This is a genomic window from Micromonospora sp. DT81.3, from assembly GCF_049847225.1.
In the GTDB taxonomy this organism is placed as follows: Bacteria; Actinomycetota; Actinomycetes; order Actinomycetales; family Microbacteriaceae; genus Microbacterium.
This window is the reverse complement of sequence record NZ_JBNCNY010000010.1, coordinates 23,382-48,540: the sequence shown is the minus strand read 5'-3', so window position 1 is coordinate 48,540 and position 25,159 is coordinate 23,382. Positions and strand designations below refer to the sequence as shown.

Annotated in this window: 25 protein-coding genes and 1 riboswitch; of the genes, 11 read left to right on the top strand and 14 right to left on the bottom strand. The window is 70.1% G+C overall.

What is annotated here, in order from left to right:
• Positions 1-78: 78 nt before the first annotated feature.
• The 4 genes from ACPW96_RS18920 to ACPW96_RS18905 all read left to right on the top strand — a co-directional run bounded on the left by ACPW96_RS18920 (position 79) and on the right by ACPW96_RS18905 (position 4,104).
• Positions 79-993, top strand: coding sequence for an ATP-binding cassette domain-containing protein (locus tag ACPW96_RS18920; protein ID WP_425821121.1), 915 nt, complete (start codon positions 79-81; stop codon positions 991-993).
• Entirely contained in the window at positions 990-2,696 is a 1,707-nt protein-coding gene (locus tag ACPW96_RS18915) for an ABC transporter permease (protein WP_425884929.1), read from the top strand. Before ACPW96_RS18920 ends, ACPW96_RS18915 begins: the two co-directional genes overlap by 4 nt.
• Positions 2,697-2,700: 4 nt before the next feature.
• Positions 2,701-3,156, top strand: a complete 456-nt coding sequence (locus tag ACPW96_RS18910; protein ID WP_425884927.1) for a GbsR/MarR family transcriptional regulator — start codon at positions 2,701-2,703, stop codon at positions 3,154-3,156.
• Positions 3,157-3,231: 75 nt separating this feature from the next.
• Positions 3,232-4,104, top strand: a complete 873-nt coding sequence (locus tag ACPW96_RS18905; protein WP_425884925.1) for a hypothetical protein — start codon at positions 3,232-3,234, stop codon at positions 4,102-4,104.
• Positions 4,105-4,131: 27 nt separating this feature from the next.
• Here ACPW96_RS18905 and ACPW96_RS18900 read toward each other — a convergent pair whose 3' ends face one another.
• Complete coding sequence (locus tag ACPW96_RS18900; protein ID WP_425884924.1) at positions 4,132-4,797, bottom strand: methyltransferase domain-containing protein; 666 nt, start codon at positions 4,795-4,797, stop codon at positions 4,132-4,134.
• Positions 4,798-4,920: 123 nt separating this feature from the next.
• The gene (locus tag ACPW96_RS18895; RefSeq protein WP_425884922.1) at positions 4,921-5,946 is read right to left on the bottom strand and encodes an alpha/beta fold hydrolase; all 1,026 of its coding nucleotides are present in this window, start codon (positions 5,944-5,946) and stop codon (positions 4,921-4,923) included.
• A 62-nt stretch (positions 5,947-6,008) separates the two neighbouring features.
• Between ACPW96_RS18895 and rox the strand changes: the two genes are divergently transcribed.
• The gene (gene rox, locus ACPW96_RS18890) at positions 6,009-7,436 is read left to right on the top strand and encodes a rifampin monooxygenase (protein WP_425884920.1); all 1,428 of its coding nucleotides are present in this window, start codon (positions 6,009-6,011) and stop codon (positions 7,434-7,436) included.
• 68 nt (positions 7,437-7,504) lie between these two features.
• Here rox and ACPW96_RS18885 read toward each other — a convergent pair whose 3' ends face one another.
• The 3 genes from ACPW96_RS18885 to ACPW96_RS18875 all read right to left on the bottom strand — a co-directional run bounded on the left by ACPW96_RS18885 (position 7,505) and on the right by ACPW96_RS18875 (position 11,180).
• On the bottom strand, positions 7,505-7,987 hold the full coding sequence (locus ACPW96_RS18885) for an NUDIX domain-containing protein (RefSeq protein ID WP_425884918.1): 483 nt from the start codon (positions 7,985-7,987) through the stop codon (positions 7,505-7,507).
• A gap of 143 nt (positions 7,988-8,130) precedes the next feature.
• Positions 8,131-9,141: an aldo/keto reductase family protein gene (locus ACPW96_RS18880; protein WP_425885069.1), complete on the bottom strand. Its 1,011-nt coding sequence runs from the start codon at positions 9,139-9,141 to the stop codon at positions 8,131-8,133.
• Positions 9,142-9,212: 71 nt separating this feature from the next.
• Positions 9,213-11,180: an ABC1 kinase family protein gene (locus ACPW96_RS18875; protein WP_425884916.1), complete on the bottom strand. Its 1,968-nt coding sequence runs from the start codon at positions 11,178-11,180 to the stop codon at positions 9,213-9,215.
• A 107-nt stretch (positions 11,181-11,287) separates the two neighbouring features.
• Between ACPW96_RS18875 and ACPW96_RS18870 the strand changes: the two genes are divergently transcribed.
• Together ACPW96_RS18870 and ACPW96_RS18865 are read left to right on the top strand one after the other, a co-directional pair.
• Positions 11,288-11,755, top strand: coding sequence for a GNAT family N-acetyltransferase (locus ACPW96_RS18870; protein ID WP_425884914.1), 468 nt, complete (start codon positions 11,288-11,290; stop codon positions 11,753-11,755).
• 94 nt (positions 11,756-11,849) lie between these two features.
• Positions 11,850-12,488 (top strand): LysE family translocator, encoded by a 639-nt coding sequence (locus tag ACPW96_RS18865; RefSeq protein ID WP_425884912.1) that lies wholly within the window; start codon positions 11,850-11,852, stop codon positions 12,486-12,488.
• Between the two features lie 19 nt (positions 12,489-12,507).
• Here ACPW96_RS18865 and ACPW96_RS18860 read toward each other — a convergent pair whose 3' ends face one another.
• The 4 genes from ACPW96_RS18860 to ACPW96_RS18845 all read right to left on the bottom strand — a co-directional run bounded on the left by ACPW96_RS18860 (position 12,508) and on the right by ACPW96_RS18845 (position 15,535).
• Entirely contained in the window at positions 12,508-13,344 is an 837-nt protein-coding gene (locus tag ACPW96_RS18860; RefSeq protein ID WP_425884911.1) for an SDR family oxidoreductase, read from the bottom strand.
• The gene (locus tag ACPW96_RS18855) at positions 13,341-14,126 is read right to left on the bottom strand and encodes an enoyl-CoA hydratase/isomerase family protein (protein WP_425884909.1); all 786 of its coding nucleotides are present in this window, start codon (positions 14,124-14,126) and stop codon (positions 13,341-13,343) included. The genes ACPW96_RS18860 and ACPW96_RS18855 overlap by 4 nt, the downstream gene beginning before the upstream one ends.
• A 33-nt stretch (positions 14,127-14,159) precedes the next feature.
• The gene (locus ACPW96_RS18850; protein WP_425884907.1) at positions 14,160-14,933 is read right to left on the bottom strand and encodes an SDR family NAD(P)-dependent oxidoreductase; all 774 of its coding nucleotides are present in this window, start codon (positions 14,931-14,933) and stop codon (positions 14,160-14,162) included.
• Positions 14,934-15,001: 68 nt separating this feature from the next.
• Entirely contained in the window at positions 15,002-15,535 is a 534-nt protein-coding gene (locus ACPW96_RS18845) for a YbhB/YbcL family Raf kinase inhibitor-like protein (RefSeq protein WP_425884906.1), read from the bottom strand.
• A gap of 29 nt (positions 15,536-15,564) precedes the next feature.
• Here ACPW96_RS18845 and ACPW96_RS18840 point away from each other — a divergent pair, with 29 nt between their 5' ends.
• From ACPW96_RS18840 to ACPW96_RS18830, 3 genes are all read left to right on the top strand, one after another.
• Positions 15,565-16,287: a phosphotransferase gene (locus tag ACPW96_RS18840; RefSeq protein WP_425884905.1), complete on the top strand. Its 723-nt coding sequence runs from the start codon at positions 15,565-15,567 to the stop codon at positions 16,285-16,287.
• Positions 16,288-16,574: 287 nt separating this feature from the next.
• Entirely contained in the window at positions 16,575-17,915 is a 1,341-nt protein-coding gene (locus ACPW96_RS18835; RefSeq protein ID WP_425885067.1) for a glutamate decarboxylase, read from the top strand.
• Positions 17,916-17,927: 12 nt separating this feature from the next.
• The gene (locus tag ACPW96_RS18830; RefSeq protein ID WP_425821138.1) at positions 17,928-18,431 is read left to right on the top strand and encodes an SRPBCC domain-containing protein; all 504 of its coding nucleotides are present in this window, start codon (positions 17,928-17,930) and stop codon (positions 18,429-18,431) included.
• A 139-nt stretch (positions 18,432-18,570) separates the two neighbouring features.
• On the opposite strand, the gene ACPW96_RS18825 is transcribed toward ACPW96_RS18830, so the two are convergent.
• The 3 genes from ACPW96_RS18825 to ACPW96_RS18815 form a co-directional block, all read right to left on the bottom strand.
• Positions 18,571-19,353 carry an energy-coupling factor transporter transmembrane component T family protein gene (locus ACPW96_RS18825; RefSeq protein WP_425821139.1) on the bottom strand — a complete coding sequence of 261 codons (783 nt, stop codon included), beginning with the start codon at positions 19,351-19,353 and terminating at the stop codon, positions 18,571-18,573.
• Positions 19,350-20,801: an ABC transporter ATP-binding protein gene (locus ACPW96_RS18820; protein ID WP_425884903.1), complete on the bottom strand. Its 1,452-nt coding sequence runs from the start codon at positions 20,799-20,801 to the stop codon at positions 19,350-19,352. The genes ACPW96_RS18825 and ACPW96_RS18820 overlap by 4 nt, the downstream gene beginning before the upstream one ends.
• An 8-nt stretch (positions 20,802-20,809) precedes the next feature.
• Entirely contained in the window at positions 20,810-21,448 is a 639-nt protein-coding gene (locus ACPW96_RS18815; protein ID WP_425821141.1) for an ECF transporter S component, read from the bottom strand.
• Positions 21,440-21,550, bottom strand: a riboswitch (TPP riboswitch). (Overlaps the previous gene by 9 nt.)
• A gap of 36 nt (positions 21,551-21,586) precedes the next feature.
• On the opposite strand from ACPW96_RS18815, the gene ACPW96_RS18810 reads away from it, so the two are divergent.
• Positions 21,587-22,999 carry a D-alanyl-D-alanine carboxypeptidase family protein gene (locus ACPW96_RS18810; protein ID WP_425884902.1) on the top strand — a complete coding sequence of 471 codons (1,413 nt, stop codon included), beginning with the start codon at positions 21,587-21,589 and terminating at the stop codon, positions 22,997-22,999.
• On the opposite strand, the gene ACPW96_RS18805 is transcribed toward ACPW96_RS18810, so the two are convergent.
• Positions 22,904-24,391 carry a hypothetical protein gene (locus ACPW96_RS18805; RefSeq protein WP_425884900.1) on the bottom strand — a complete coding sequence of 496 codons (1,488 nt, stop codon included), beginning with the start codon at positions 24,389-24,391 and terminating at the stop codon, positions 22,904-22,906. The two genes, ACPW96_RS18810 and ACPW96_RS18805, sit on opposite strands and share 96 nt — an antisense overlap.
• A complete protein-coding gene (locus ACPW96_RS18800) occupies positions 24,388-25,086 on the bottom strand; it encodes a hypothetical protein (protein WP_425884899.1) in 699 nt (232 codons plus the stop codon). Before ACPW96_RS18800 ends, ACPW96_RS18805 begins: the two co-directional genes overlap by 4 nt.
• Positions 25,087-25,159 lie beyond the last annotated feature (73 nt).

The following is a 25,159-nucleotide window of genomic DNA, read 5'->3' as shown; positions in this document are numbered from 1 at the left end:
TCGTATACACAGCGCGCGACCGCCTCGCGAGAATGCATTGTCTTCACAAATTTGTGAAACGCGCGTATTCTCGGCGACATGACCACAGTGATCCGCACGGCCGGGCTCGTCAAGCGCTACGGCCGGGTCCGCGCTCTCGACGGCCTCGACCTCGAGGTCGACCAAGGACAGGTGCATGGCTTCCTCGGCCCGAACGGCGCCGGCAAGTCGACCACCATCCGCATCCTGCTCGGGCTCGCGCGCGCATCCGCGGGCGAGGCATCCGTCTTCGGCGGCCACCCGTGGACCGACGCCGTAGCCCTGCATCGCCGCATCGCCTCCGTCCCGGGCGACGTGAGCGTCTGGCCGAACATCTCGGGCGGCGAGGCGATCGACCTGCTCTCCCGGCTCCGCGGCGCCTCCCGCCACGACCCGGTCTACCGCGACGAGAAGGCGCGGCTCATGGAGGCGTTCCAGTTCGACCCGCGCAAGAAGGGGCGCGCGTACTCCAAGGGCAACCGGCAGAAGGTGGCGCTCATCGCCGCCTTCGCGGTGCCGGCCGACCTCTACATCTTCGACGAGCCGACAAGCGGCCTCGACCCCCTGATGGAGGTGATGTTCCGCAGCGAGATCGCCCGCATCCGCGCGGCCGGTTCCACCGTGCTGCTCTCCAGTCACATCCTCTCCGAGGTCGAGCAGCTCTGCGACCGGGTGTCGATCATCCGCGCCGGCAGGATCGTCGAGTCGGGCACCCTGCCCGAGCTGCGCCACCTCACGCGCACGGAAGTGTCGTTCGAAGGGACGGATGCCGCGGTCGTCGCCGGCATCGCGGCCGCCCACGATGTCACCACCGCCGACGGGCGTGTTCGGTTCACGGTGGACAGCGATGCCGTGCCGTCCGTCCTTCCCGACCTGGCGAGCCGCAGCGTGGCGGGCCTGCGCATCCAGCCGCCTTCGCTGGAGGAGCTCTTCCTCCGGCACTACGGCGACGACCTCGCAGAGCTGTCGAGATGAACGCGCTCCCAGAGCGGGGCTCCGCCCCACACCCCCGGCTCGCTGACGCGCTCCCAGAGCGGGGCTCCGCCCCACACCCCCGGCTCGCTGACGCGCTCCGCGCCCTCTCGAGTCAGCGCATCCGCCGCGACTGGCGCCAGCTCACGATGTGGATCCTCGGCACCGCGCTCCTCGCCTACGCGTCCTTCGCGGGCGTCGCCGAGACCTATGGCACTGAGCAGGAGCGGGCATCGATCCTCGCGGCCGGCCTGGCGAACCCGGTCATCCTGCTGTTCCGTGGCCTTCCGTCCGGCTCCGGTGATGGCGAGTTCATCGCCTTCCTCATCGTTCCGTGGCTGGCGATGCTGGCCGCGCTGATGAGCTCGTTCCTCGCGGTGCGGCACACGCGGGGCGACGAGGAAGCCGGCCGCGCCGAGATCGTCTCCGCGACCCCCGCTGCCCGGATGCTGCCCACGATCGCCACCCTGCTGCACGGCATCGGTGCGAACGTCCTGCTGGGCGGGCTCACGGCCCTGGCCTTCGTCGCCGTCGGCCTCGACGCCGGCGGCTCGACGGTGATCGGGCTCGCGGTCGCGTCCGTGGGGTTCTTCTTCCTCGGCTTCGGGCTGGTCGCCGCGCAGCTCATGCGCACGTCGCGGGGCGCCAACTCACTCGCCATGGCGGTGCTGCTCGGCACGTTCCTCCTCGCCGGCATCGGCAACGCCCTCGGTACGCCGAGCGATGATCTGAAGAGCATGACCAGTTCGTGGGTGGCCTGGCTCTCACCCTTCGCCTGGGCCGAGAACACCCGCCCGTATTCGGACGACGCGATCGGTCCGGTGATACTCACGCTCCTCGTCGCCATCGTGCTCGTGGTCGCCGCTCTCGCCCTCCAGAGGGCGCGGGACGTCGGTGGGGCGTTCGTTCCGGAGCGCAACGGCAGAGCGGATGCCACGGCGACCCTGTCGTCGCCGAGCGCTCTGGTCTGGCGCCTCACCTACCCGGCGGTGATCGCGTGGGGCGTCGGGGCCGCCATCGTGGGGCTGCTCGCGACGTCGCTCGGCAGCGTCATCGACCAATTGGGTGCGCAGAATCCGGCGGTCGCGAATGTGCTCGAGCAGATCGCCGGCGACACCGGGTCACTCCAGGAGGGGGTGCTCGTGACCTTCTTCACGATGGTCGGCATCTTCGCTGCGTGCTGCGCCGTGCAGACGGTGGTGCGGGCACGGCAGGAGGAGACGCACGGGACGGCCGAACTGCTGCTGTCCACGCCTCTCTCTCGAGTGCGGTGGCTCGCGTCGTTTCTGTCGGTGGGGCTCGTGGCCGTGATCCTGATAGCGGCGATCGCCGTCGGAGGCGCTGCCCTCGGCATGGGGAGCGACTCGAGCGATCTGCTCGACGACGCCGTGGTCGCCGGCGTCGGCCAGGCTCTGGCGGCGACCGTGTTCCTTGGTCTGACCGGCCTGATCTTCGTGGTGGCGCCTCGTGCGACCATCGGCGTCGGCTGGTCGTCGGTCGCACTGGCGACCGTGCTGGGCCTGTTCGGACCGCTGCTCGGCATGCCCGACTGGGCCGTGCACCTCTCCCCCTTCGCCGCGACGCCGATGCTCAGCGGCGGCGAGGTCGACGCCCGAGGCGGGTGGTGGCTGCTGTTCGCGGCGGGTCTCGGGGTGGCGGCATCCCTCGCCCTCATGCGGCGGCGCGAACTGGTGACCGGTGGGTGAGGGGATGGAGCACCGGGGGGTGGACACGGCCGAGCAGGCGGCGGGGATGCTGGCAGGCGCCGGGATGCCCCGGATGCCGGCGAGGGTGATGATGGCGCTCGTCGGGTCTCCCGACTCCGGATACTCCGCGGCCGAACTGGCGGATCGCCTGGGAGTGTCGGCCGCGGCAGTGTCGGGCGCCGTGCGGTACCTGCAGTCGCTGCGGATGATCCAGCGCCTCTCGCGACCTGGCGATCGGATCGCACGCTACGACCTCATGGACGACGGATGGCATTCGATCGTCATGGCCAACGCCCCGATGTACGCGAAGCTGGCGGAGGCGATGGAGGCGATCGCGGCCGACAACGGTGACGCGCCACTCTCGGTCGCGCGCGCGCTGCGTGTGGCGGACTTCATGCGCTTCCTCGCTGAGCGGATGCCGCAGCTCGTCGTCGAGTGGGAGCGATCACACGGCGACTGAGGATGCCGGCATCCGGCATCAGGGCCTCGATACCCGCGAACGGGGTTAGCCTGAATCCGTGAAGCGGGGGTCCCGGTGGAGGGTCGGTCGGATGAGTGGGCGGAGCTCGCGGCACTGCGCCGCCGGGCCTACTCGGCCGACGCCGACATCGCGAAGGACCCTGTCGCGCTCGCCCGCCTGACGGAGCTCGAAGACCGCACCCTGCAGCACCGCGCGGCCGCCGCGGGCCTGCGTGAACCCGACACTGCAGCTTCGCGGGCCGACGCGGCGGATGTGCCTCCGACGGCGGCTGGTCCGCAGCCGGTGGCCGGGCCACCGCGAACGATCGCCGCACCGTTGCGCGCCGACGCCGACCCGCTGCCCGCGGTCGCCGACCCGATCCACACGGTCGCCGGGCCGATGCACACGGCCGCCGCGCCGCGCCGGCGCCCCGGATGGCACGCCGCGCTCGTGGCCGGCACCGCGGCGGTCGCCGTCGCGCTCGGAGCCGCGGCGTGGTGGGATCGCTCCGTCCCTGTGGCGGACCCCGATCCGAGGAGCGCGGTGGTCGAAGCGGTCCTTCCCGGCGGCGACCGGCCCCGGTCGTCCGAGGAGGGCTACGAGGCCTTCCTCAACAGGCTGCGCGACGACGTGCTCTCCACCGCCAGTCCCCAGGTGCTCGCAAGCCGCATCATCCACAGCGAGCTGCGCCCCTACGGGGGGATGAACGGGCGATCGGTGTGGGCCGGGCCGACGATCGACGGGGCGGTGTGTCTCATCGTCAGCAACGAGGAGACGCCCGTGATCGCGTGCGGGTACCCCGAGACCATCGAGGCGCACGGCATATCGATCGTGCTGCCCTCCGGATATTCCGACACGTCGGTGGAGGCGGTGTACCCGCCGGGACAGTCCATCCGGTACACCCTCGGCCCCGGTCTGTCCGTCACCACACAGCCCGCCGTGGACTGACCGCGAACGATGCCGCCCCGCGCACCGCTAGGCCCGCGCGACGCCGGCGATGTGGGTGTTGAAGGGCAGGAACGGCGTGTGGAGACGATACCGCTCCACCGTGACGCTCGCGAAGCCGGCCGCTCGAATCGACTGCTCCAGGTCGCGCTCGCACGAGCAGCCCTCGAACGCCCAGGCCCATGGACGGCGGAGGATGCGCTGGGCAGCGCGCGTCGGCGTGCCGGCGGGCGCGACCACGTGCTCGAGGAATCGGAAGGTGCCTCCGGGTCGCAGGATGCGCCGGATCTCCGCGAGCACCGCCGCGGGATCCTGCACCGAGCACAGCACGAGCGACGAGATCACGCTGTCGACGCTCTCATCGGGAAGACCCGTCTGCTCGGCCATGCGCTCGCGCAGGTCGAGCCGCACGCCGCGGCGGTGCGCCGCATCCCGGAGCGGGTCGTGCATGTATCGGTTCGGTTCGATCGATACGAGCGTGCTGCCGACGGGCAGGTAGCGGAGGTTCGCGCCGACGCCCGACCCGATCTCGACCACCTCGGGAGGGAGATCGGCGAACAAGCGCTGCTTGCGGCTGCGCAGATTCGCCTCCATGTAGGGGTCCATCACGCTGAAGAACGCGGCGTTCAGCCGCCCGCGAAAGGCGTGCTGCTCGAATTCCGTCTCGGACGGGGCGACTGCGGTGGTCTCGGTCATGGCTGCTCCAGCGGGTCTCGGTTGCGGACGACACCAGTCTGCGGAAGTCCGTGCCCCCTTTCAGGCGTGGAAATACCTCACTTCGGCCCCGACTTCAGGCCCTCGCGTGAGCGCTCCCTCACTTCAGCGGCCCAGCTCGTCGTGTCGGGACACGTACCAGGCGGCGATCTGCGCTCGGGTTCTGAAACCCAGGCGAACGCGGATCCGTTCGACGTGGCCCTCGGCGGACCGTTCGTCGATGCCCAGTCGCGTGGCGATCTCGCGGTTCGTGCAGCCCTCGCTGACCAATCCGGCGACCTGAGCCTGCCGGGGAGTCAGGGTGCGCGGTGCGCGCGGCCGCGCGTGCAGGCCGAGGAAGCGGCGGATCGGCGCCACCACCGCGTGCGCATCTCCGGCGTACGGCAGATGGGAACGCCCGGGAAGCACAACCAGCTGGGCGCCCGGGATCCCCTCGGCCAGTGCCGCGGCCTGCTCGACGGGCGCTGCGCGGTCCTGGGCGCGATGCACCACGAGCGTCGGAGCGCGGACCTGCGCGAGGAGGTCGCGGACGTCCAATTCGTAGCTCAGCGCCAGCAGCGCCCATGCGGTCGACGCGGACGAGCTCGCCCGCTGATACCGGCCGAACTCCCGGCGCGCGCTGGGATCGGCATCCGGGGCGAAGATGTCAGTGAGCACGTCGGCTCCGAGACCCCAGTGCGACTCGACCAGCCCCAGGACGTGCTCTCGCGCGCTGGGGGGCGAGACATCAGCGCCGACCGCCCACCCGCCGTACAGCACGAGACGCCGGGTGGTCTCCGGGTGCGCGGCGGCCCAGGCCACCGCGACCAACGAGCCCATGGAGGTGCCCATGAGGTCGAAGGGCTCCGGGCCCAGCGCCGCAGCGACTGCGGCGAGCTGTTCCAGTTCGAACGCCAGAGACGGTCGCCGGGTCGATGACCCCGACAGCCCGCAGCCGACCCGGTCGTACCGCACGAGCCGGCATCCGTCGGCCAGGCTCTCGTAGAACGCGCGCTCCTCCGGGTGCTCCCAGCTCAGCTGCAGATGGCTGAGCCAGCCGTCGACGTACAGCAGCGGACGTCCGGCACCGACCGACGCATACGCGACCTCCGTACCATCGGCCATCCGCAGCCGGCCCACGCGCTGTTGCACGCGTCCATTATGATTCTCGCGCGCGACACCGGGACGGAGAAGGCGCAAGGCGGGAGAACCGGATGCCCGAAGTGATCATCAGCGGGGGCGGCCCGACCGGGATGATGCTCGCGAGCGAGCTGCGGCTGCACGGCGTCGATGTGCTGGTGCTGGAGCGTGAGGCCGAGCCGAGCCGGATGGTCCGCTCGCTGGGCCTGCATCCACGGAGCATCGAGATCCTGGATCAGCGGGGCCTGCTGGAGCGCTTCTTGGAGCACGGGCAGCAGTACCCCGGCGCCACGCGCTTCGCCGCGATCGACGAACCATGGCCGCCCGACCTCGACACCGCGCACGGCTACGTCCTCGGCATCCCGCAGCCGGTCACCGACCGTCTGCTGGCAGAGCGCGCCGCCGAGCTCGGGGCGGAGATCGAACGTGGGCACGAAGTGGTGGGCGTCGAGCAGGACGAGGACGGAGTGACGGTCGAGCTGGCGGACGGAACGCGTCGCCGCTCCCGGTGGCTGGTCGGCTGCGACGGCGGTCGCAGCCTCGTGCGCAGGGTGACGGGTGTCGGGTTTCCCGGCGAGCCCGCGCAGACGGAATGGCTGCTGGCCGAGCTGGAGGTCACCGCACCGCCGGAGGAGCTGGCGGCGCTGGTGGCGGAGGTGCGCAAGACGCACAGAGGATTCGGGATCGGTCCCACCGGGAACGGGCTGCACCGCGCGGTGGTCCCCGCCGCGACGGTGGCCGAGGACCGCACCACGCCGCCGACCCTCGAGGAGTTCCGGACGCAGCTTCGGGCCTTCGCCGGAACCGACTTCGGCGCCCACTCCCCGCGTTGGCTCTCCCGCTTCACCGACGCCACCCGCCTGGCCGAGCGCTATCGCACCGGACGGGTGCTCCTCGCCGGCGATGCCGCGCACGTACATCCGCCGCTCGGCGGCCAGGGTCTCAACCTCGGCATCCAGGACGCGTTCAACCTCGGCTGGAAGCTCGCGGCCGCGGTGAACGGCTGGGCGCCACAAGGGCTGCTGGACACCTACGACGCGGAGCGCCGTCCCGTCGCCGCCGACGTACTGAACACCACGCGAGCCCAGGCCGTGCTCATCTCGGCCGAACCGGGTCCGCAGGCGGTGCTCCGACTGCTCACCGAACTGATGGCCTTCGAGAACGTCAACCGGTTCGTGATCGAGAAGGTGACCGGAATCGGGGTGCGATACGACCTGGGGAACGGGAACGACCTGATCGGGCGGCGGCTGCGCGACATCCGGCTGTCGACCGGTCGGCTGTACGAGCTGACGCGCGAGGGCCGCGGCCTGCTCCTCGACCAGACGGGCGGGCTGTCCGTCGCCGGGTGGGAGGACCGGGTCGACCGCGTCGCCGACCGCAGCGCCGAGCTGCCGGCGCCCGCCGTGCTGCTGCGACCGGACGGCCACGTGGCGTGGGCCGGCGAGAACCAGAGCGATCTGCTGCGCACTCTGCCCCGGTGGTTCGGCGCCGCGACGACCTGATCCGCGCCCCTCGCACGCGGGCCGAAGAGCGAACAGCGCGCGATGGACGGGCCGGGATGCCGCGCGTTTCAGGACTTCGCGCCGAGCTCTTCCAGGTGCCGTGCGAGCGCGTCGAGCGCCGGGCGCTGTCCCTTCACCAGCCGCGGCCGGGCCTCGTCCACCGGCATCCACTCCGCCCGGTCGACCTCGGGGAAGGTCTGCATCCGGCCGGACCGTGGCGGCCACTCCAGCTCGAAGGTGCCGTACTTGAGGTCCGAGGCCTCGAACGTCGCACCGTCGCCGACGAACACGACGATCTTCTTGCCCGACGAGTACGGGAACGTGCCGAGTTCCGCGTAGGCGACGTCGGGCGAGTCGACGCCGAGCTCCTCGAGGAACTCGCGCCGCGCGGCATCCATCGCCCCTTCGGCGTCTTCGTCGAATTCACCCTTGGGAATCGACCATGCGCTCTCGTCCTTCGCCACCCAGTACGGGCCGCCCATGTGCGCGATCAGCACCTCGGGCGCCGGTGTGAGCCGGTAGAGGAGGATGCCGGCGCTGATCTTCGCCATCGTCGGATCCTCCCTACCGGCTGACCGGTCAATCGACTCGCGTCTGAGCTGTTGAGCGACTCGCGTCAGAGCTGTTAAGCGACTCGCGTCTGAGCTGTTAAGCGACTCGCGTCTGAGCTGTTAAGCGACTCGCGTCTTCGCTGTTAGGCGACTCGCGTCTTCGGCGAGACGCGGTACGTGTCTTCGGCGTCGTCCTGAACGACCCCGGAGAGCGCCTGGTCGATCGCGGTCATCACCTCGGCGTCGAGCACGACGCCCGAGGCCTTCACCGAGTCCGCCAGCTGCTCGGGCCGCGACGCGCCCACGAGCGCGGCGGCGACGTTCTTATTCTGCAGCACCCATGCGATCGCGAGCTGGGGCATCGTGAGCCCCGCCTGCTCGGCGATCGGCTTCAGGTTCTGGACCGCGGTCAGCACGTCCTCGTCGAGGAAGCTCTTGATGAAGTGCGCACCGCTCTTCTCGTCGGTGGCGCGGCTGCCCTCAGGCACCGGCTGGCCGGGGAGATACTTGCCCGACAGCACACCCTGGGCCATCGGCGACCACACGATCTGCGAGATGCCGAGCTCTTCCGAGGCGGGCACGACTTTGCCCTCGATGACCCGCCAGAGCATGGAGTACTGCGGCTGGTTCGAGATGAGCTGGATGCCGAGGTCCTTCGCCAGGGCGGAACCCTCACGCAGCTGCTCGGCGGTCCATTCCGAGACGCCGATGTACAGCGCCTTGCCCTGTCGGACGACATCCGCGAACGCCTGGAAGGTCTCTTCGATCGGGGTTTCGTAGTCGTAGCGGTGGGCCTGGTAGAGATCGACGTAGTCGGTGCCGAGGCGCTTCAGGGAGCCGTTGATCGAGTCCATGATGTGCTTACGGCTGAGACCGGTGTCGTTCGGACCCTTGGGTCCGGTCGGGAAGTAGACCTTCGTGAAGATCTCGAGCGACTCGCGGCGCTCGTCCTTCAGCGCCTCACCGAGCACGGACTCCGCCGCGGTGTTGGCGTAGACATCCGCCGTGTCGAAGGTCGTGATACCCAGTTCGAGAGCCGCGCGCACCGTGTCGATGGCCTTGTCGTTCTCGACCTGGGAGCCGTGCGTCACCCAGTTTCCGTATGTGATCTCAGAGATCTTGAAGCCGCTGTTTCCGAGGTAGCGATAGTTCACCATGACTCCAACGCTACCGGGCTGCACTCGGTCGCAGACGCTCGAGCAGCCCGAGGCCGGGGCCTGCGTCGTCACCCGTCGGCGCTGCGCCGCCGGAAGGCTCCACTGAGGCTTCGCAGCAGGAGGAGCATGCCGCCGAGGCCGAGCACGCTGCCCAGGAAGGAGAACGCCCGCACGTCGTCTGTGAGAGCGGGCCCGACGTCGGAGACGGCGAGGAAGAACCCGGTGGCCACGAGCGCGATGCCGACGAGGGTTGCCGTGACCTCTCCGACGATGGAGTCGACCCACCGACGGTCATCCACGCTCTCCAGCGCTCGTATGCGCACCGAGAAGGTGCCGTCCTGCAGTGCTGACGTAATCCCCTCGATGCGGCGCGGGAGCCGCCGCAATTGTTCGGCGACGATCGCCGACTGGGCCTGCAGGTCCAGCGCGACTCTTCGCGGAGAGGAGAGCTGAAACGCGATCTGAGGAGCCCGCGCCAACCCGCGGCCCACCATGTCGTAGCCGGGCACGAGCCTGCGCAACGTGCCTTCCAGCGAGGTCAGCGTGCGGAAGACGAGGAGCAGCGACGGCGGCATCGCCAGCCGATACTTGCGAAGCACCTCGATCAGCGCACTGAAGACGTTCTCTCCCCCTGGCGCGTGCGTCACCCGGGTGAGGATCGCGCCGATGTCGTGCTGGAGGGCGGTCTGCTCCACGCTTCCGCCCGACATCGGCGCACAGAGCAGCAGCACGATGTCCGTGGCCGACACGTCGTCCTCGTTCGCGATCGCCACCAGCAGCGGCGCGAGGAGCCTGCGCACGCTCCGCTCGAGCACGCCGACCGCGCCGAAGTCGATCAGTGTGACCGTCCGGTTGCCTGCGAGGACCACGTTGCCTGCGTGCAGGTCCGCGTGGAAGACGCCGCGCACCGCGATCTGCTCGAACACCGAGTCGACGACGAGATCGACGACCGCGTGGGCGGCCTCCGGCTCGAGGGTCTTCGGCGTCAGCCGGCTGAACGGGATGCCATCCGCCCGCTCGAGCACCAGCATCCGGGCGGTGGAGAGGTCGTGGTACACCTTCGGGATATTCAGCGCCGCGGACCGCGACTGGGCGATCGCCTCCCGGAGCATCTCGGTGTTGGTGGCCTCCACGCGGTAATCCAGTTCGTCGCGCAGGGCACGCGCGAATTCTCCCGCGAGCGCGCGCGCCCCGAGGTCGCGCGCCCACTCCGTTCGGCGCTCGGCGTCCGCCGCGAGCCGCTCGAGGATGTCCAGGTCGGTCGTCACCTGCGCTCGTGCACGCGGACGCTGGATCTTGATGACGACCCGCGCGCCATCCCGCAGCTTCGCGGTGTGCACCTGCGCTACGGATGCCGCCGCGAGGGGGACCTCATCGACCGAGAGGAACACCTCGTCCAAGGGACGCTTCAGCTCTGCGCGGATGGCCGCCTCGGCCTCCGCCCAGGGGATCGGTGTCGAGTCCATCTGCAGCGTCGAAAGGGCCCTGATGAACTCGGGCGGCAGCACGTCCTCGCGAGAGGAGAGCACCTGGCCGAGCTTCACGAAGGTCACTCCGGCCTCGTTCAATGCGGAGACGAGCGCCTCCGGAAGCTCCTCGCTGTAGCCTCGCGCGCGGTTCTGGTACAGACCCAGCCCATGCCGGGAGGCGATCACGACGATCTGCGCGTAGCGCCTCGCGCGGTCGCGCCGCTTGATCGCCTGGCGGATCACGACGACCGGATTGCGCAGCGGTCGGGTGGGGATCAGGAACTCGCTGATGACGATGACGACCACCACGACGGCGAACACCCATCCCACGATCAACGCGACGAACGTCACGACGACCGGCCAGCCGACCAGGAACTCGCCGTCCGCATAGACGTGCGTCTGCTCCAGCATGTAGATCACCAGGGGGGTGCTCAGCAGGAAGACGGCCACCGAGATGATCACCGACCGCACCCACCCGACCTGGGTGTCCAGCAGGCGTCGCGACACCCAGGTGGCAACGGCGGCGAATGCGAGCGCGACCAGCGTGAAGACGAGCCAGGTGGGCATGCCTCAGATTCTGTCAGCCATCGGGAGCGCGTGCGCGGCGATCTCCGAGTCTTGCCATGCCGCCGACGCTGCCGGGGCGTCGGTACCCCCCGGCGTACGGTGGAGGAGTGAACGAGGATGCCCTCTCCATCCGCCCCATCGAACCGCGCGACGCGGGCGAGGTGCTCACCCTGCAGCGGGCGGCCTTCGTCTCGGAGGCACTGATCTATCGCAGCGTCGACATGCCGCCACTGACGCAGACGCGTGAAGAACTCGAGGCCGAACTCGTGTCGAATCTCGGCTGCGTCGCCTTTCTGGGGCCACGGATGGTCGGCGCGGTACGAGCCCAGCGGGACGGCGACCTGCTGCTGATCGGACGGCTGGCCATCGCGCCCGACATGCAGGGGCGCGGGATCGGCTCGAAGCTGCTGGCGGCGGTGGAGGAGCGTTCGGATGCCGCGGAGGCGGAGCTGTTCACGGGCTCCCTCAGCGAGGCCAACCTGCGGCTGTACCAGCGGCACGGGTACGTCGAGACGGAGCGCGTGACCGAGGACGACGGCATCGAGCAGGTGTTCCTCCGCAAACGGCTGCGCTGAAGGCGGTGCGACCGGCGAAGACCGCGGGGCGGGCGAAGACCGCGGGCCGGGCGAAGACCGCGGGGCCCGAGTGCGGCAGGACTAGGGTGAGCGCGTGGTTCCTCTCGACAACCTGCTCGGCTTCCTCGTGGCCGCGATCATCCTGATCGTCATTCCCGGACCGAGCGTACTGTTCACGATCGGCCGGACGCTGGCGCTCGGGCGAGTGGGCGGCCTGCTCAGCGTGCTCGGCAACGCGCTCGGGGTCATCCCCATCGTCGTCGCGGTGTCCCTGGGCGTTGGCGCGATCGTCGCGCAGTCCGTTCTGCTCTTCACCATCCTCAAGTTCGCGGGCGCCGCCTACCTCGTCTACCTGGGCATCCAGGCCATCCGTCACCGCAACGAGGCGGCGCGACGCGTCGAGGCGGGAACACTACCCCGCTCACGGCGCCGCCAGCTCGCGGAGGGGTTCGTCGTCGGAATCACCAATCCCAAGACGATCGCCTCCTTCGTGGCGGTCCTTCCCCAGTTCGTCGATCTGAACAGCGGCGCGGTGCCGCTGCAGCTCTTCGAGCTCGGGATGATCTTCGTGGCGCTGGCCCTCGTATGCGACTCGGTGTGGGCGCTTGCGGCGAGCGCTGCCCGCGATTGGTTCGGGCGATCGCCGAAGCGCCTCGCGGCCATGTCGACCACGGGTGGCGGGCTGATGATCGGGCTCGGCGGCGTACTCGCACTCTCGGGCACCAAGCACTGATCCGCGTTCCGGCGGCTTCCTACAGGAAGATGTCGGGGAACATCCGCTCCTCCGGCGTGCCGGGAACGGCGGCGTAGCCGGAGAGGTCGGTGATGCCGGCATCCGCCAGCACGTCCTCGACGATGAGCGTCTGTCCGGTGAATGCCCGCGCGGGCATGACCAGCACCTCGTAGGCCGCATCGGCGTAGATCTCGGGGGTACGGCTCGCCGCCATGACCCTGTCGCCGCCGAGCAGATTCTGCACGGCAGCCGTGGCGATGGTCGTACGCGGCCACAGCGTATTCGCTGCGATCCCGTCGTCGGCGAACTCGGCGGCGAGCCCGAGCGTGACCATCGTCATCCCGTACTTCGCCAGGGTGTAGCCGGTGTGGGCACCGAGCCACTTGGGGTCGAGGTTCAGCGGCGGCGACAGCGACAGGATGTGCGGGTTCTCGCTCTCGCGCAGGATCGGGATCGCCGCGCGCGAGAGCAGGAACGTTCCTCGGACGTTCACGTCCTGCATGAGGTCGTACTTCTTCGCCGGCAGGTCGAGCGAGCGCGACAGGTCGATGACGCTGGCGTTGTTGATCACGATGTCGATGCCGCCGAACTCGCCCTGCGTCTTCAGCACGGCCTCGGTGATGTCGTCGTCGTTGCGCACGTCGCCCACGATCGGCAGCGCCTGTCCGCCGGCCGCCCGGATCTGCTCCGCCGCGGAGTGCACCGTGCCCTCGAGCTTCGGGTGCGGGGTGTCCGTCTTGGCGAGCAGGGCGACGTTGGCGCCGTCGGCGGCCGCGCGCAGCGCGATGGCGAGGCCGATGCCGCGGCTTCCGCCGGACATCAGGATGGTCTTGCCGGCGAGGGGCTGATCGGTCATGCGGTTCTCCGGTCCTGCTTCTGGGCGGATGCCGCGGCGAAGGCCGCGACGCGCGCCTGGGCGTCGGGGGTGTCGAGCGAGGCGCCGATGGAACGCGCCTCCTCGGCGAGCTGGTCGACGAAAGACCTGGCGGACGAGTCGCGCACGAGGCGCTTCGCCTGGCCGTACGCCTGGGCGGCACCGGCCAGCCAGAACCGCGCGACCTCCTCCGCCCGCGACCGCACCTCGTCGGGAACCACGACCTCGGCGACGAGACCCCACTCGAGCGCCTCCTGTGCGCTCAGCATCCGGTCCCGCAGCACAAGCTGCAGCGCGCGCCGCTCACCGACGGCCTTCGCGAGCTGCGCCGACACCGAGAGGTCGGGGGTCAGCCCGATGTTCGCGTACAGGCTGCCGATGCGCGAGTTCTCGCCGATCACGGCGTAGTCGCCGGTGAGCAGGATGCCGAGGCCGCCGCCGGCCGTGGTGCCCTGTGCGGCGACCGCGACGGGCAACGACGATTCCGCGAGGGCGCGGATGCCGGAGTTGATCACTCCGGCGAGCTCGGTGATGTCGGTGCCCGTGGCACCGGCCGCCATCGACATCACGTCGCCGCCGGCGCAGAAGTTGCGGCCCTCCGCCTCGAGGAGGATGGCGCGCACGTCGGCGCGGGTCGTCGCCTCGACGGTGATCTCGGCCCACGCATGGGCCATCCGATCGTCGAAGGCGTTCATGCGATCGGGCCGGTTGAGAGTGATGCGGCCGAGGCCGCCTTCGACCGTGAAGAGGATGCGCTCACTCATGGGGTGCCTTTCTGATGCGTCCGCCGCGCGGGATCATTTCGGTGCCATGCGGATCGCACCGTCGAGCCGGATGGTCTCGCCGTTCAGGTAGCCGTTCTCCACGATGTGCAGAACGAGCGCGGCATATTCATCCGGACGCCCGAGGCGCGAGGGGTGCGGAACCTGCGCGCCGAGGGAATCCTGCGCAGCCTGTGGGAGGCCCTTGAGCATCGGCGTCTCCATGATTCCGGGGGCGATGGTGCACACCCGGATGCCGTACCTCGCGAGCTCCCGCGCAACCGGCAGGGTCATGGCGTGCACGCCGCCCTTGCTCGCCGAGTACGCGGGCTGGCCGATCTGGCCGTCGAACGCGGCGACGCTGGCGGTGTTGACGATCACGCCGCGGTCTCCGCTCTCTCCGTCCACCGTTCCCGGCTCGGTCCTCGCCATCACGGCGGATGCCTGCGAGAGCACGTTGTACGTGCCGATCAGGTTGATGCGGATGATGCGCTCAAAGTCGTCGAGCGAACCGGGGTTTCCGTCACGATCGAGCACCTTGGCCGGCGGCGCGATGCCGGCGCAATTCACCACGACGCGCAGCGGCCCGGCAGAGGCGGCGCCCGCCACGGCCTCCCGCACCTGGTCGACGCTCGTGACGTCGGCGGCGAGAAAGGCGCCCCCGAACTGCGCGGCGACCTCGGCGCCCGGCGAGGACGGCAGATCGAGGATGGTGACGGCGGCACCAGCGGCCGCAAGGCGGCGCGCCGTCGCCAGTCCCAGCCCGCTGGCGCCGCCCGTGACGAGGGCGCTCGAGCCTTCGATGTTCATGCGTTCTCCTTCGAACGGGGATCCAGTGCCAGCCTACGCGGAACCCAGTGCCACGTTGACGCGCTGGATCACGACCGCTCGTATGTGCCGACCGGAACGACGCGTGCGCGCGCGAGCGAGTGGTAGTGCAGATGGAACGCGAGGACGGTCGGCGTGCAGCGATCCGGCAGGTCGAGTTCCGGCACGTCCACAGCGTGCACGAGAAACAGGTACCGATGGACGCCGGTCCCCTCCGGCGGGCCTGCGCCCTCGAACTGCGTCTGCCGGTATTCGTTGGGCAGGGTGATCGCACCCTCGGGCAGCAGCCGTCCGTCCGCCGAGCCGGCGTCGCCCGGCAGGCTCGTGACGGATGCCGGGATGTTGTAGACCGCCCAATGCCAGAAGCCCGTTCCGGTCGGGGCGTCGGGATCGAAGCAGGTGACCGCGAAGCTCTTCGTCGCGGGCGGGAACCCGCTCCACTCCAGCGCGGGCGACCGGGACTCGCCGCCCCAGTCCGGCGCGTACATGCTGCGGGGAATCGGCGCCTCGTCAGTGATCTCGGCGCTGGTCACCTCGAACGAGGGCAGGGGCTTCAGCAGGGCGTACGGGTCGTAGTCGAGCATGGCCCCACGCTACGCGCGAGGATGGAGGGGTGTCGATCCCCGCCGAAGCCGTCGCCGCCCCGGCGGTCGTGCAGACGCTCGCCGGCCGCGACGGCCTCGCACCGGTGTGGCGCAACGACTATGGCGGCCTGACGTTCCGCGCGGGCTCGCGCTACATCAAATGGTGCCCGCACAACCTCGAGACATCGCTCGCCGACGAGGCGACGCGGCTTGCGTGGGCGGCAGCGTACACACCGGTGCCCCGGATGATCGAGTACGGCGCCGATGCCGATGCCGAGTGGCTGGTGACCGAGGCGCTGCCCGGCGAGAGCGCGGTGGCGCCGCGCTGGCTCGCGAATCCCGCGACCGCCGTGCGCGCGATCGGCGAAGGGCTTCGCGCGTTGCATGAAGCACTTCCGGTGGGGGAATGCCCCTTCGTGTGGGATGTGCCGAGCCGGATCGCGAACGCCGCGGCACGCGGCATCCAGCTGCCGGCCCGCTTCGCCGACGCGCCCGCCATCGAACGCGCCGTCGTCTGCCACGCCGACGCGTGCTCGCCCAACACCCTGATCGGCGACGACGGGCGGTGGACCGCCCATGTGGATCTGGGGCAGTTGGGAGTCGCCGACCGCTGGGCCGATATCGCCGTCGCCTCGATGAGCACCGAATGGAACTACGGTCCCGGCTGGCAGGACGCGCTCATCGCGGCATACGGCGTGGAGCCCGACCGGCAGCGTCTGGCCTTCTACCGCGACCTCTGGAACGCCACCTGATCCGCATCACGCGGATCGCGTGATGCGTGCCCGGTGGCGGCGGGCGTAGGCAGGATCCCGGAGCGAAGTGTTTCCTTGCACCGATATCCCCGCAGGGCCCACACTGAGCAACAGGCCGCTCGCCGTGCGATGAGAATCCCAGGCCGCACGGCTTCGAATGCGCTGATTCACGCCACCAGGCAGGAGCCGTAGCAATGACCGTTTCTCCCCCCACGTCCGAGCCCATCAAGCCCGGCGAGTCGACACACGCCTTCACCGGCCTCGGCGACACCAACCAGCTCAATCCGATGTTCGCGCGGGCGGGTGAGGCAACGGACTTTCCGCTGGACCGGATGCCGGACGGCGAATCCTTGCCGGAGACGGCCTATCAGATCGTGCACGACGAGGCGATGCTCGACGGCAATGCGCGCCTGAACCTCGCCACGTTCGTGGGCACCTGGATGGACCCGTACGCGACCAAGCTGTATTCCGAGACGGCCGACAAGAACATGGTCGACAAGGACGAGTATCCGCAGACCGCGGCCATCGAGACCCGCTGCTGGACGATGCTGGCGAGCCTGTGGAACGCGCCTTCGTCGGATAAGGCGATCGGCACGTCGACGATCGGCTCGTCCGAGGCCTGCATGCTCGGCGGACTCGCGCTCAAGCGCCGTTGGCAGCTCGCCCGCAGAGCGGCCGGCGAATCGACCGAGAAGCCGAACCTCATCCTCTCCAGCGCGGTGCAGGTCTGCTGGGAGAAGTTCTGCAACTACTTCGATGTCGAGGCGCGCTACGTGCCGATCTCCGACGAGCACAGGGTGCTCGACGGGTTCGAGCTCGACAAGTACGTCGACGAGAACACCATCGGCGTCGTCGGGATCATGGGTGTCACGTACACCGGCATGTACGAGCCGATCGCGCAGATCGCGGCGGCACTGGACAAGATCCAGGACGATACCGGTCTCGACGTCAAGATCCATGTCGACGGAGCCTCCGGCGGGATGATCGCGCCGTTCCTGCAACCCGAACTCGAGTGGGACTTCCGAGTCGAGCGCGTCGTCTCGATCAGCACGTCGGCCCATAAGTACGGGCTGGTCTACCCCGGACTCGGCTGGGTCGTATGGCGCACCATCGGCGACCTGCCGGAGGAACTCGTCTTCGACGTCACCTACCTCGGCGGCCACATGCCCTCGTTCGCCCTGAACTTCTCGCGCCCCGGCGCGCAAGTGCTGTTGCAGTACTACCTGTTCCTGCGCCTCGGCTGGGACGGGTACTACAAGGTGCAGAAGGCATCGCAGGATGTCGCACTCTACCTGTCGGGCGAGATCGCCAAAATGGATGCCTTCGACCTGTGGAACGACGGAAGCGACATTCCGGTGTTCGCCTGGCAGCTGACACCTGGTCACACCGACAAGTGGAACCTGTACCACCTCTCTGAGCGCCTGCGGCTGAAGGGCTGGCTCATCCCCGCGTACCCGATGCCGGACAACCTCTCCGACCTCACGGTGCAGCGCATCGTCGTGCGGAACGGCCTGAGCCGCAACCTCGCCGAGTCCCTCGTGCTCGACATCAAAGAGGCGGTCGACTACCTCGACCGTCTCGAGTCCCCCATGCCGACCGAGGGCCTCGTGTCCTCCTTCACCCACTAGGAGCGGGCCCGCATGACGGCGCCGGCCATTCATGGAGCGGTGCGGCACATCGACGATGTGCCGCACCTCACGATCACGCGGCGACTGGCCGGGTCGGCGCAAGACGCGTGGCGAGACCTCACCGCGTCCGATCGCCTCGAAGGGTGGATCGGCCGGTGGGAGGGCGATCCGGCGTCCGGTCACGTCGACTTCTTCATGACCGCCGAGGGACAGGATGTCGAGGCCGAGCGGTACACGATCCTCGAGTGCGATCCGCCTCGGCGCTTCGCGGGCGACACGTCGTCGCCCGCGGGCGCCTGGCACCTGTGGTTCGAGCTCTCCGAGGCGGGCGACGAGACGATGCTGACCTTCGGGCAGCGGCTCGACCCCGGTGTCGACCTCGCGTCGGTGGGACCTGGCTGGGAGTACTACTTGGACCGCCTCGTCGCGATGCGTTCGGGACGAGACGTGGACGCGGTCGAGTGGGATGCGTACTACCCGGCGATGAGCGAGCAGTACGCGGCGTTGCGCGGCTGAGGGCCCGGATCGCAGCGTTCCCCGATAGCCCGTGGCGGTCCCGTTGTGACCACCGGTGCGCCCTTCGACGAGCCGCCCGGCGCCCTTCGTCTCGCTCGTTCAGGGACCGGAGAGCAAACGATGTGCCAGCGCCATCCGCTCAGGAGGGGCCGAGGATCAGATTCCACGTGCCCGCGAGCACCGCAGCCGCCACCGCCGTGAGGGAGATCGCCAGGCCGACGGCCATGAGCACCCACTCGCGCCATCCGAACGCCGACTCCCGAGCCCACGTCCGCGCGCCCGGGCCGCCGAATCCCCGAGCCTCCATCGCCGTCGCGAGCTTCGAGCCCCGGCGGATGGACAGCACGAACAGGGCGAACGTCATGCCGAGGAAGCGCCGCAGGCGCCCCGAGTCGCCCACGCCGCGCGCGCGGCGCGCCAGCGCCATCGCGGCCCAGTCGTCCCGCAGCAGCGACGTGAGACGCATCGCCGCGAGGGCGCCCAGCACGAAGCGGGCGGGCAGGCGCACGATCTGCGCCAGGCCGTCGGCGAGGTCGGTCGCATCCACGGTCGCGAAGAGCACAACGGCCGGCAAGGCGATCGCCAGCACGCGGAAGAAGGTGGCCAGCGCGAGCGACAGCGACCCTTCGCTGATCCGCACGAGCCACCACTGGGCGTACACCTCGCCGCTCGTGGCTCCGTAGAGCGCGATCGTGACCGCCGTCAGCGGAGCCGCCAGCCACACCGGCCACGTGCGCCGCCAGAATTCCCGCCAGGTCAGACCGCAGAACGCGAAGAGCACCGACTCCAGCCCGAGCGCGACGGCCGCCGACACCCAGTCGATGGTCAGCACGAGCGGGAGCGCGATCAGCAGCGCCGCGCCGAGTTTGGCCACGGCGTTCACCCCCGCGACCGGCCCGCGGCGCACCGTCGGCGCGTTCACAGCGCGGCCCCCATCCGCACCTCGCGCGCCCGCAGCGCATCGAGCACGTCGAGGTCGTGGGTCACGGCGACGACGGCGGTCCCGGCATCCCGGAGGCCGGCGATGATCGCCACCAGTTCCGCCCACGTGCGGGCATCCTGTCCGAAAGTCGGCTCGTCGAGCACGAGAACCGCCGGGCGGGTGGCGAGGGCCGCCGCCACCGTCAGTCGCCGCTTCTCGCCGCCCGAAAGCGTGTACGGGTTCGCCTGGGCGACACCGTCCAGCCGCAGGCGCTCGAGCAGATCGCCGACGCGCGCCGCCACCTCCCGGTCTCCGAGCCCGAGCGCACGCGGTCCGACCTCCAGTTCCGCGCGCACCGTCGTGGTGAGCAGCTGGTGCTCCGGGTCCTGCATGACCGTGCCGATGCGCGTGAGCAGCTCTCTGGAGGACCACCGGATCGGATCCCCCTTGATCCCACGAGAGAGATCGTCGGATGCCTGCACGCGCCCCGCGTGCGGCGGGAGCAGCCCCGCCAGCGTGAGTCCGAGCGTCGTCTTGCCCGCCCCGTTCGGGCCGGTGATCCCCAGCACTTCGCCGCCGCGCACATCGACGTCCACGCCGGCGGCGACGGGAGCGTCCCGCACCCTCGCGACCGCGAGGCCGCCGGCCCGCAGCAGGGTCCTGCCCGGGCCGGTTCCCGGCGCCGGAGGGTGGGCGGGCGGGATGCCGGGGACCCACACGCCGGACGCCGCGAGCTCCTGGCCGTGCGCACCGAGCACGGCGTCGACCGATCCGTCGGCGACCACTCCGCCCTCGCCCAGCACGAGCACGCGGTCGATGATCGGCAGCCAGGCGGCGAGGCGGTGCTCTACGACGACCAGCGTCGCCCCGGTGGCATCGAGCACCCGCGCGACGGCGTCGCGCACCTCGCGCACCCCGTCCGGGTCGAGGTTCGCCGTCGGCTCATCCAGCAGCAGCACCCCGGACTGCATCGCAAGGGCGCCGGCCAGCGCGAGCCGCTGCTTCTGCCCGCCGGACAGCGCCGATGTCGATCGGTCGAGCGCGACATCCAGCCCCACCGCCTCGAGGGCGTGCCGCACGCGGCGCCAGATCTCCTCGCGCGGCACCCCGAGGTTCTCCGCGCCGAACGCCACGTCGTCGCCCACGCGGGCGAGGATGGCCTGGCTGTCGGGGTCCTGCAGCACGAGGGCGGCGCGCCCGCGGGCATCGGCCGCCGGCATCCCGTCGACGAGCAGCGCGCCGCGCGACTCGCCCTCGTCGTCACCGCCGAGCACGCCGGCGAGCCCGTGCAGCAGCGTCGACTTCCCCGATCCGGAGGCACCGAGCAGCAGGACGCGCTCTCCGGGGTCGACGTGGAAGGAGACATCCGACAGCGCCCATTTCAGCCGGGTCGCGTGCCGCCATGCCCACCCCTCCGCCGCGACGGCCGCCGGGCGGACCGTTCCCATCCGGGAGCTCAGACGCGCCGCGACACCTCGCGGCCCGACGCGAAGCGGGAAAGCGCCCCGGTGGCCGCGAGTGCGCGGGCGATGAGCCACGAGCCGAGCCCGGCGATCACCGCACCCGACACGGTGGTGCTGGCGATGTAGATGACGGTGAACGCGGTATCGGCGCCCGGGTACCAGAGGATGCGGTCGTTGATCCCACACGCGAGGCCCGCGCCCGCACCGGCCAGCATCGCGACGGGAAGGCGCCAGCTCGCGTAGAGGAACAGGAAGAAGACGAGCTCCGCGCCGAGCCCCTGCACGAGACCCGACACGATGGTCAGCGGCCCCCACTGGTTGCCGATCAGCGCGGAGATGACGGCGGCGACCAGCTCGGTGTACACAGCCGCGCCCGGCTTGCGGATGATCAGCCCGCCGAGGACGCCGGCGAACAGCCAGGGGCCCGCGAGAAGCCCCTGCAGACCGGGAAGGAGCGGGGTGAGGACCGTGGACGGCAGTTCGTAGCCGACATTCCACAGCAGGAAGATCAGGGATGACGCGACCCCGATCACGCTGGCAACGACGATGTCGACGACCCGCCAGCGCCAGACGACGGCGGCCAATCCTCGGGGCTTCACCGGGGACGGCGAACGGAACGTGGACGTGTGCATGAAGGCTCCTCCCTGCGCTGGCATGATCCAGATCAGGTTCGACGGTCGAAGCGTGGTTCGCTTCCTCTCAGCCCGGCTCACCGGACTCCCGTGTGTTCGCGTCGAGTATACGCCCGTCGAGCGTTGTACCTTTGGCTCGTGACCGCTCCACATGCCGCGCCCGAGCGCACCGGGCGCTCCACGTCGCGCGCGGCCCTGCGGGCGGCACCGACCCCCCGCGCGCTGGAGTGGGTCGACAGCACCGATGTCGCCCATACGACGACCACCTCCGGCTTCAGCCTCGGCACCGCCCCGTACATTCCTGCCCCTCAGGCGGACCTCCTGACCGACGCGCCGCACCGCTCGCCGTGGCGGCCTGGCGTTCTCATGCCGGCGGCGCTGATCGGCCTTCTGGCCGGCGCCTACGCCGCCGCCACGCTGCTCTGGCCGCTCCACGCCGTCCCGCCGGTCGTGGAGGCTCTGACGGTGCAGGCCGTCGCGGCACCCGCGGCAGCGCCGCCGTGGCCGGTGGAGGGCGGCGCCGCGATCAGCGTGGCCGGGATGGGCGCGCCCCTCGCGTCGACCGCGGAGTCGACGCCCATCGCCAGCATCACGAAGGTGGTCACGGCGCTGCTGGTCCTGGATGAGATGCCCCTCGCCGTCGGCGAAGAGGGCCCCGAGTACCGCTTCACGGACCGCGACATGACGGCGTACTGGCAGTACCGCAGCGACGACGAGTCGGCGCTGGAGGTGCCCGTGGGCGGCACGCTCAGCCAGTACCAGCTGCTGGAGGGAATGCTGATCGGCTCGGCCAACAACTACGCCGACCGCCTCGCCGCCGCCATCTGGCCCTCGGACGCCGTCTTCGCACGTGCGGCCAACGACTGGCTGCGCCTGCACGGGGTGCCCGGCATCACGATCGCCGACCCGACGGGCATCGACTCCCGCAATGCGGCGTCGCCCGAGGCGCTTCTCCCGCTCGCACAGCGGGCGATGTCGAACCCGGTGATCGCGGAGATCGTGGCGAAGACCGCGGTGGACCTGCCGGGGGCGGGATTGGTGGAGAACACCAACGGTCTGCTCACCGACGCCGGGGTGAAGGGGATCAAGACGGGGTCGCTGCGCGAGGACTGGAATTTGCTCTCGGCCAAGGACATCATGATCGGCGAGACGCCCGTCCGCCTCTATGCCGCGGTGCTCGGCCAGCCCGACGATGAGGAGCGCCTGGCCGCGTCCCGCGCCCTCTACGCCGAGCTCGAGGCGTCGCTGCAGTCGTTCCCCTCGGTCGCGAGCGGAACCGTGGTGGGCACCGTCACGACCGAGTGGGGATCGGATGTCGACATCCGAACCGCCGCCGATGCAGAGGTCGTGCTGTGGAACGGCGGGATCGGCTCGACCACGACCTCCTTCTCCCTCGGCGAGGCTCGCGGCGAAGGCGACGAGGTCGGCACGCTCTCGGTGAGCGGGCCGCTCGACTCAGACAGTACGACCGTCGTGCTCGCGGACGACATCGAGGGTCCCAGCGCCTGGTGGCGCCTGACCCACCCGCTCGAGCTCTTCGGCATCGACTGAGACGTCCGGATCGAGCGCCTCTGCGTCGACGACGAGAACCTCGGCGGACGGCCGTCGCACCAGCTCGCAGATCCACCAGACGAGGAGGGCGACGAGTACGACGGTGAAGATCTCGCCCACCCCGAGCGGACGCAGCAGCCACAGCCAGATGACAGCGAGCACCGCGATCACGGTGCGCACGAGCACGCGCTGGCGGTCCATCCAGATGCCGAAGCCGCCCGTGTGCGCACCCCGGGAGAAGACGGCTCGCCGGATCGAGTGGTTGAGGCTCGTGACCGCGCGGCGCGTGGCGACGGAACCCGCCCAGCGACCCTGCGTCCACGCGAAGACGGCGATCACGATCCCGAGCACCGTGAGCACGACGGCGGTCTGGCGCATGGCGCCGACGACCTGCTCGTAGATCGAGACGAGGGCACCCGAGGGAAGCCCGAGATTGCCCGCGGTGATCCCGACCACCGTCACGCCGCTGCTCAGCGCGATCACGAGGATCAGCGCACCCAGCGCCAGCCCGATGCCGGATCCGAGCACGGCCGTGGTCTTCCGGCGCGCGAAGGCGATCCCGGCGATGAACAGGGCGAGCATCAGCACGGGGATCCAATAGCCCGCCGTCACGGCGAGGTTGTAGATCACGCGGATGGTCGCGAGGGAGTCGCTCTGGGCCACGACGATGGTGCGGTTCACCTCGGGGATGGCGGAGGCGAAGGTGACCCCGCGGTCGACCAGCCTCTGCTTCACCTCGGCGACGATGGGGCCGAGTTGGATGCCGACGGTGCCGTCGTCCTCGATGACGACCGCGCCCGATTGGCCCCCGGTCGCCGCGGCGACCAGCCCTCGGTGGCTCGCGCGCAGGGCGCTGTCCCAGATGTCCTCGAACTGGGCCGACTCCACCACCCGCGAGACGGTCTGATCGATGAGACCCTCGACGCCCTGGATCGCCGGGGTGCGCAGCAGATCGATCGCCGCGAGCGCACGCGGCGGCAGATCCAGTTGTGCGATGCCGTCGAAGAGGTCGTTCGTGATGGTCGCGATGTCGACCTGCTCGTTCACGGCGGTCGTCACCTGGTCGATGACCATCGCCTGCACGTCGGGGTCATCCACGAGTGGCCCGAAGGTCGAGACGAACTGGTCGGGATCGACCAGCTCCACCCGCGCCCATGCACCGACGACGGACACGGGCACAAGGATCGACGCGATCACGATGCAGAGGGCGGAGACGAAGGCGCGCCATCCGTTCCGCTTCCTCGGCACGGGCTCGGCGCCCGCGACGAGCGGATCGATGGGAGCGGTCTCGGCGAGCGATGCGAGCCGCTCGTTCTCCGCTTCGAGGGCGGCGATCCGGGCCTTGAGGGCCTCGGCGTCATCTTTGGATGCGGCTGTTGCTGGCGAGGTCATGAGCCCATAGTGGCCCTCGCCGCTCCCCGACGGTAGTTCGAAACGAGAATGAGGATGCTGGCCGCGAGCACCCAGACGGGGAAGATCAGCGTCGCCCAGAGGCTCAGCGTCGTGACGAACAGCAGCACGAGGGCGACGAGATACGTGATCACCGCGAACCACCGGGGCATGACCCCCGTGCGCAGCCACATCGTTCCGAGGGAGATCAGCAGCACGCCGGCCATCCGCAGGGCGTAGACGTTGCTGACCTGGAGCATGACCGCCCGCCCGAAGGTCGCCACCTCCGTGCGGCTGCCATCGTCGCTGATCAGCGGAATGGTGGTGACGATCCCGCCGGCGAGCGCCGCCGTCATGAACACCATCGCCAGGAACAGCAGACCGCTGCCGATGAACACCGACGAGAAGAGCTGATCCTCGGTCTCCTTGAACCGGTCGCGGATCACGCCCATGAACCACAGGAACGCGATGCCGGCGAAGGGGACGAGCGCGAGCCCGATGTTCAGCCGCGCGGCGGCGCCGGCATCCAGCCAGCTCGAGTCGTCGGTCAGCCGGTCCGGCAGGGTCGAGCGCATGAGCACCAGCGACGTCGTGAAGAGCAGCGCGAACAGCACACCTGCGAGAGCGGCGGCTCGCGGAGAGTTGAGCGGTCGTCTGGCCGGGGCGGCGGCGGGCACGGGAGCAGCGGCATCCGACATGGATTCATCCCTTCTCGGTGACGCGCAGGCGTCGTGGGACTGACAGTATTCTGCCGAGCCGCCGGGTGACAGA

What these genes read in the sequence shown, in the direction of transcription:
- ACPW96_RS18920 (WP_425821121.1), top strand. Translation starts at nt 79, where the DNA reads ATGACCACAGTGATCCGCACGGCCGGGCTCGTCAAGCGCTACGGCCGG.
- ACPW96_RS18800 (WP_425884899.1), bottom strand. Translation starts at nt 25,086, where the DNA reads ATGTCGGATGCCGCTGCTCCCGTGCCCGCCGCCGCCCCGGCCAGACGA.
- ACPW96_RS18910 (WP_425884927.1), top strand. Translation starts at nt 2,701, where the DNA reads ATGGAGCACCGGGGGGTGGACACGGCCGAGCAGGCGGCGGGGATGCTG.
- ACPW96_RS18915 (WP_425884929.1), top strand. Translation starts at nt 990, where the DNA reads ATGAACGCGCTCCCAGAGCGGGGCTCCGCCCCACACCCCCGGCTCGCT.
- ACPW96_RS18835 (WP_425885067.1), top strand. Translation starts at nt 16,575, where the DNA reads ATGTTCGCGCGGGCGGGTGAGGCAACGGACTTTCCGCTGGACCGGATG.
- ACPW96_RS18855 (WP_425884909.1), bottom strand. Translation starts at nt 14,126, where the DNA reads ATGAGTGAGCGCATCCTCTTCACGGTCGAAGGCGGCCTCGGCCGCATC.
- ACPW96_RS18820 (WP_425884903.1), bottom strand. Translation starts at nt 20,801, where the DNA reads ATGGGAACGGTCCGCCCGGCGGCCGTCGCGGCGGAGGGGTGGGCATGG.
- ACPW96_RS18815 (WP_425821141.1), bottom strand. Translation starts at nt 21,448, where the DNA reads ATGCACACGTCCACGTTCCGTTCGCCGTCCCCGGTGAAGCCCCGAGGA.
- ACPW96_RS18830 (WP_425821138.1), top strand. Translation starts at nt 17,928, where the DNA reads ATGACGGCGCCGGCCATTCATGGAGCGGTGCGGCACATCGACGATGTG.
- ACPW96_RS18850 (WP_425884907.1), bottom strand. Translation starts at nt 14,933, where the DNA reads ATGAACATCGAAGGCTCGAGCGCCCTCGTCACGGGCGGCGCCAGCGGG.
- ACPW96_RS18900 (WP_425884924.1), bottom strand. Translation starts at nt 4,797, where the DNA reads ATGACCGAGACCACCGCAGTCGCCCCGTCCGAGACGGAATTCGAGCAG.
- rox (WP_425884920.1), top strand. Translation starts at nt 6,009, where the DNA reads ATGCCCGAAGTGATCATCAGCGGGGGCGGCCCGACCGGGATGATGCTC.
- ACPW96_RS18805 (WP_425884900.1), bottom strand. Translation starts at nt 24,391, where the DNA reads ATGACCTCGCCAGCAACAGCCGCATCCAAAGATGACGCCGAGGCCCTC.
- ACPW96_RS18875 (WP_425884916.1), bottom strand. Translation starts at nt 11,180, where the DNA reads ATGCCCACCTGGCTCGTCTTCACGCTGGTCGCGCTCGCATTCGCCGCC.
- ACPW96_RS18885 (WP_425884918.1), bottom strand. Translation starts at nt 7,987, where the DNA reads ATGGCGAAGATCAGCGCCGGCATCCTCCTCTACCGGCTCACACCGGCG.
- ACPW96_RS18860 (WP_425884911.1), bottom strand. Translation starts at nt 13,344, where the DNA reads ATGACCGATCAGCCCCTCGCCGGCAAGACCATCCTGATGTCCGGCGGA.
- ACPW96_RS18845 (WP_425884906.1), bottom strand. Translation starts at nt 15,535, where the DNA reads ATGCTCGACTACGACCCGTACGCCCTGCTGAAGCCCCTGCCCTCGTTC.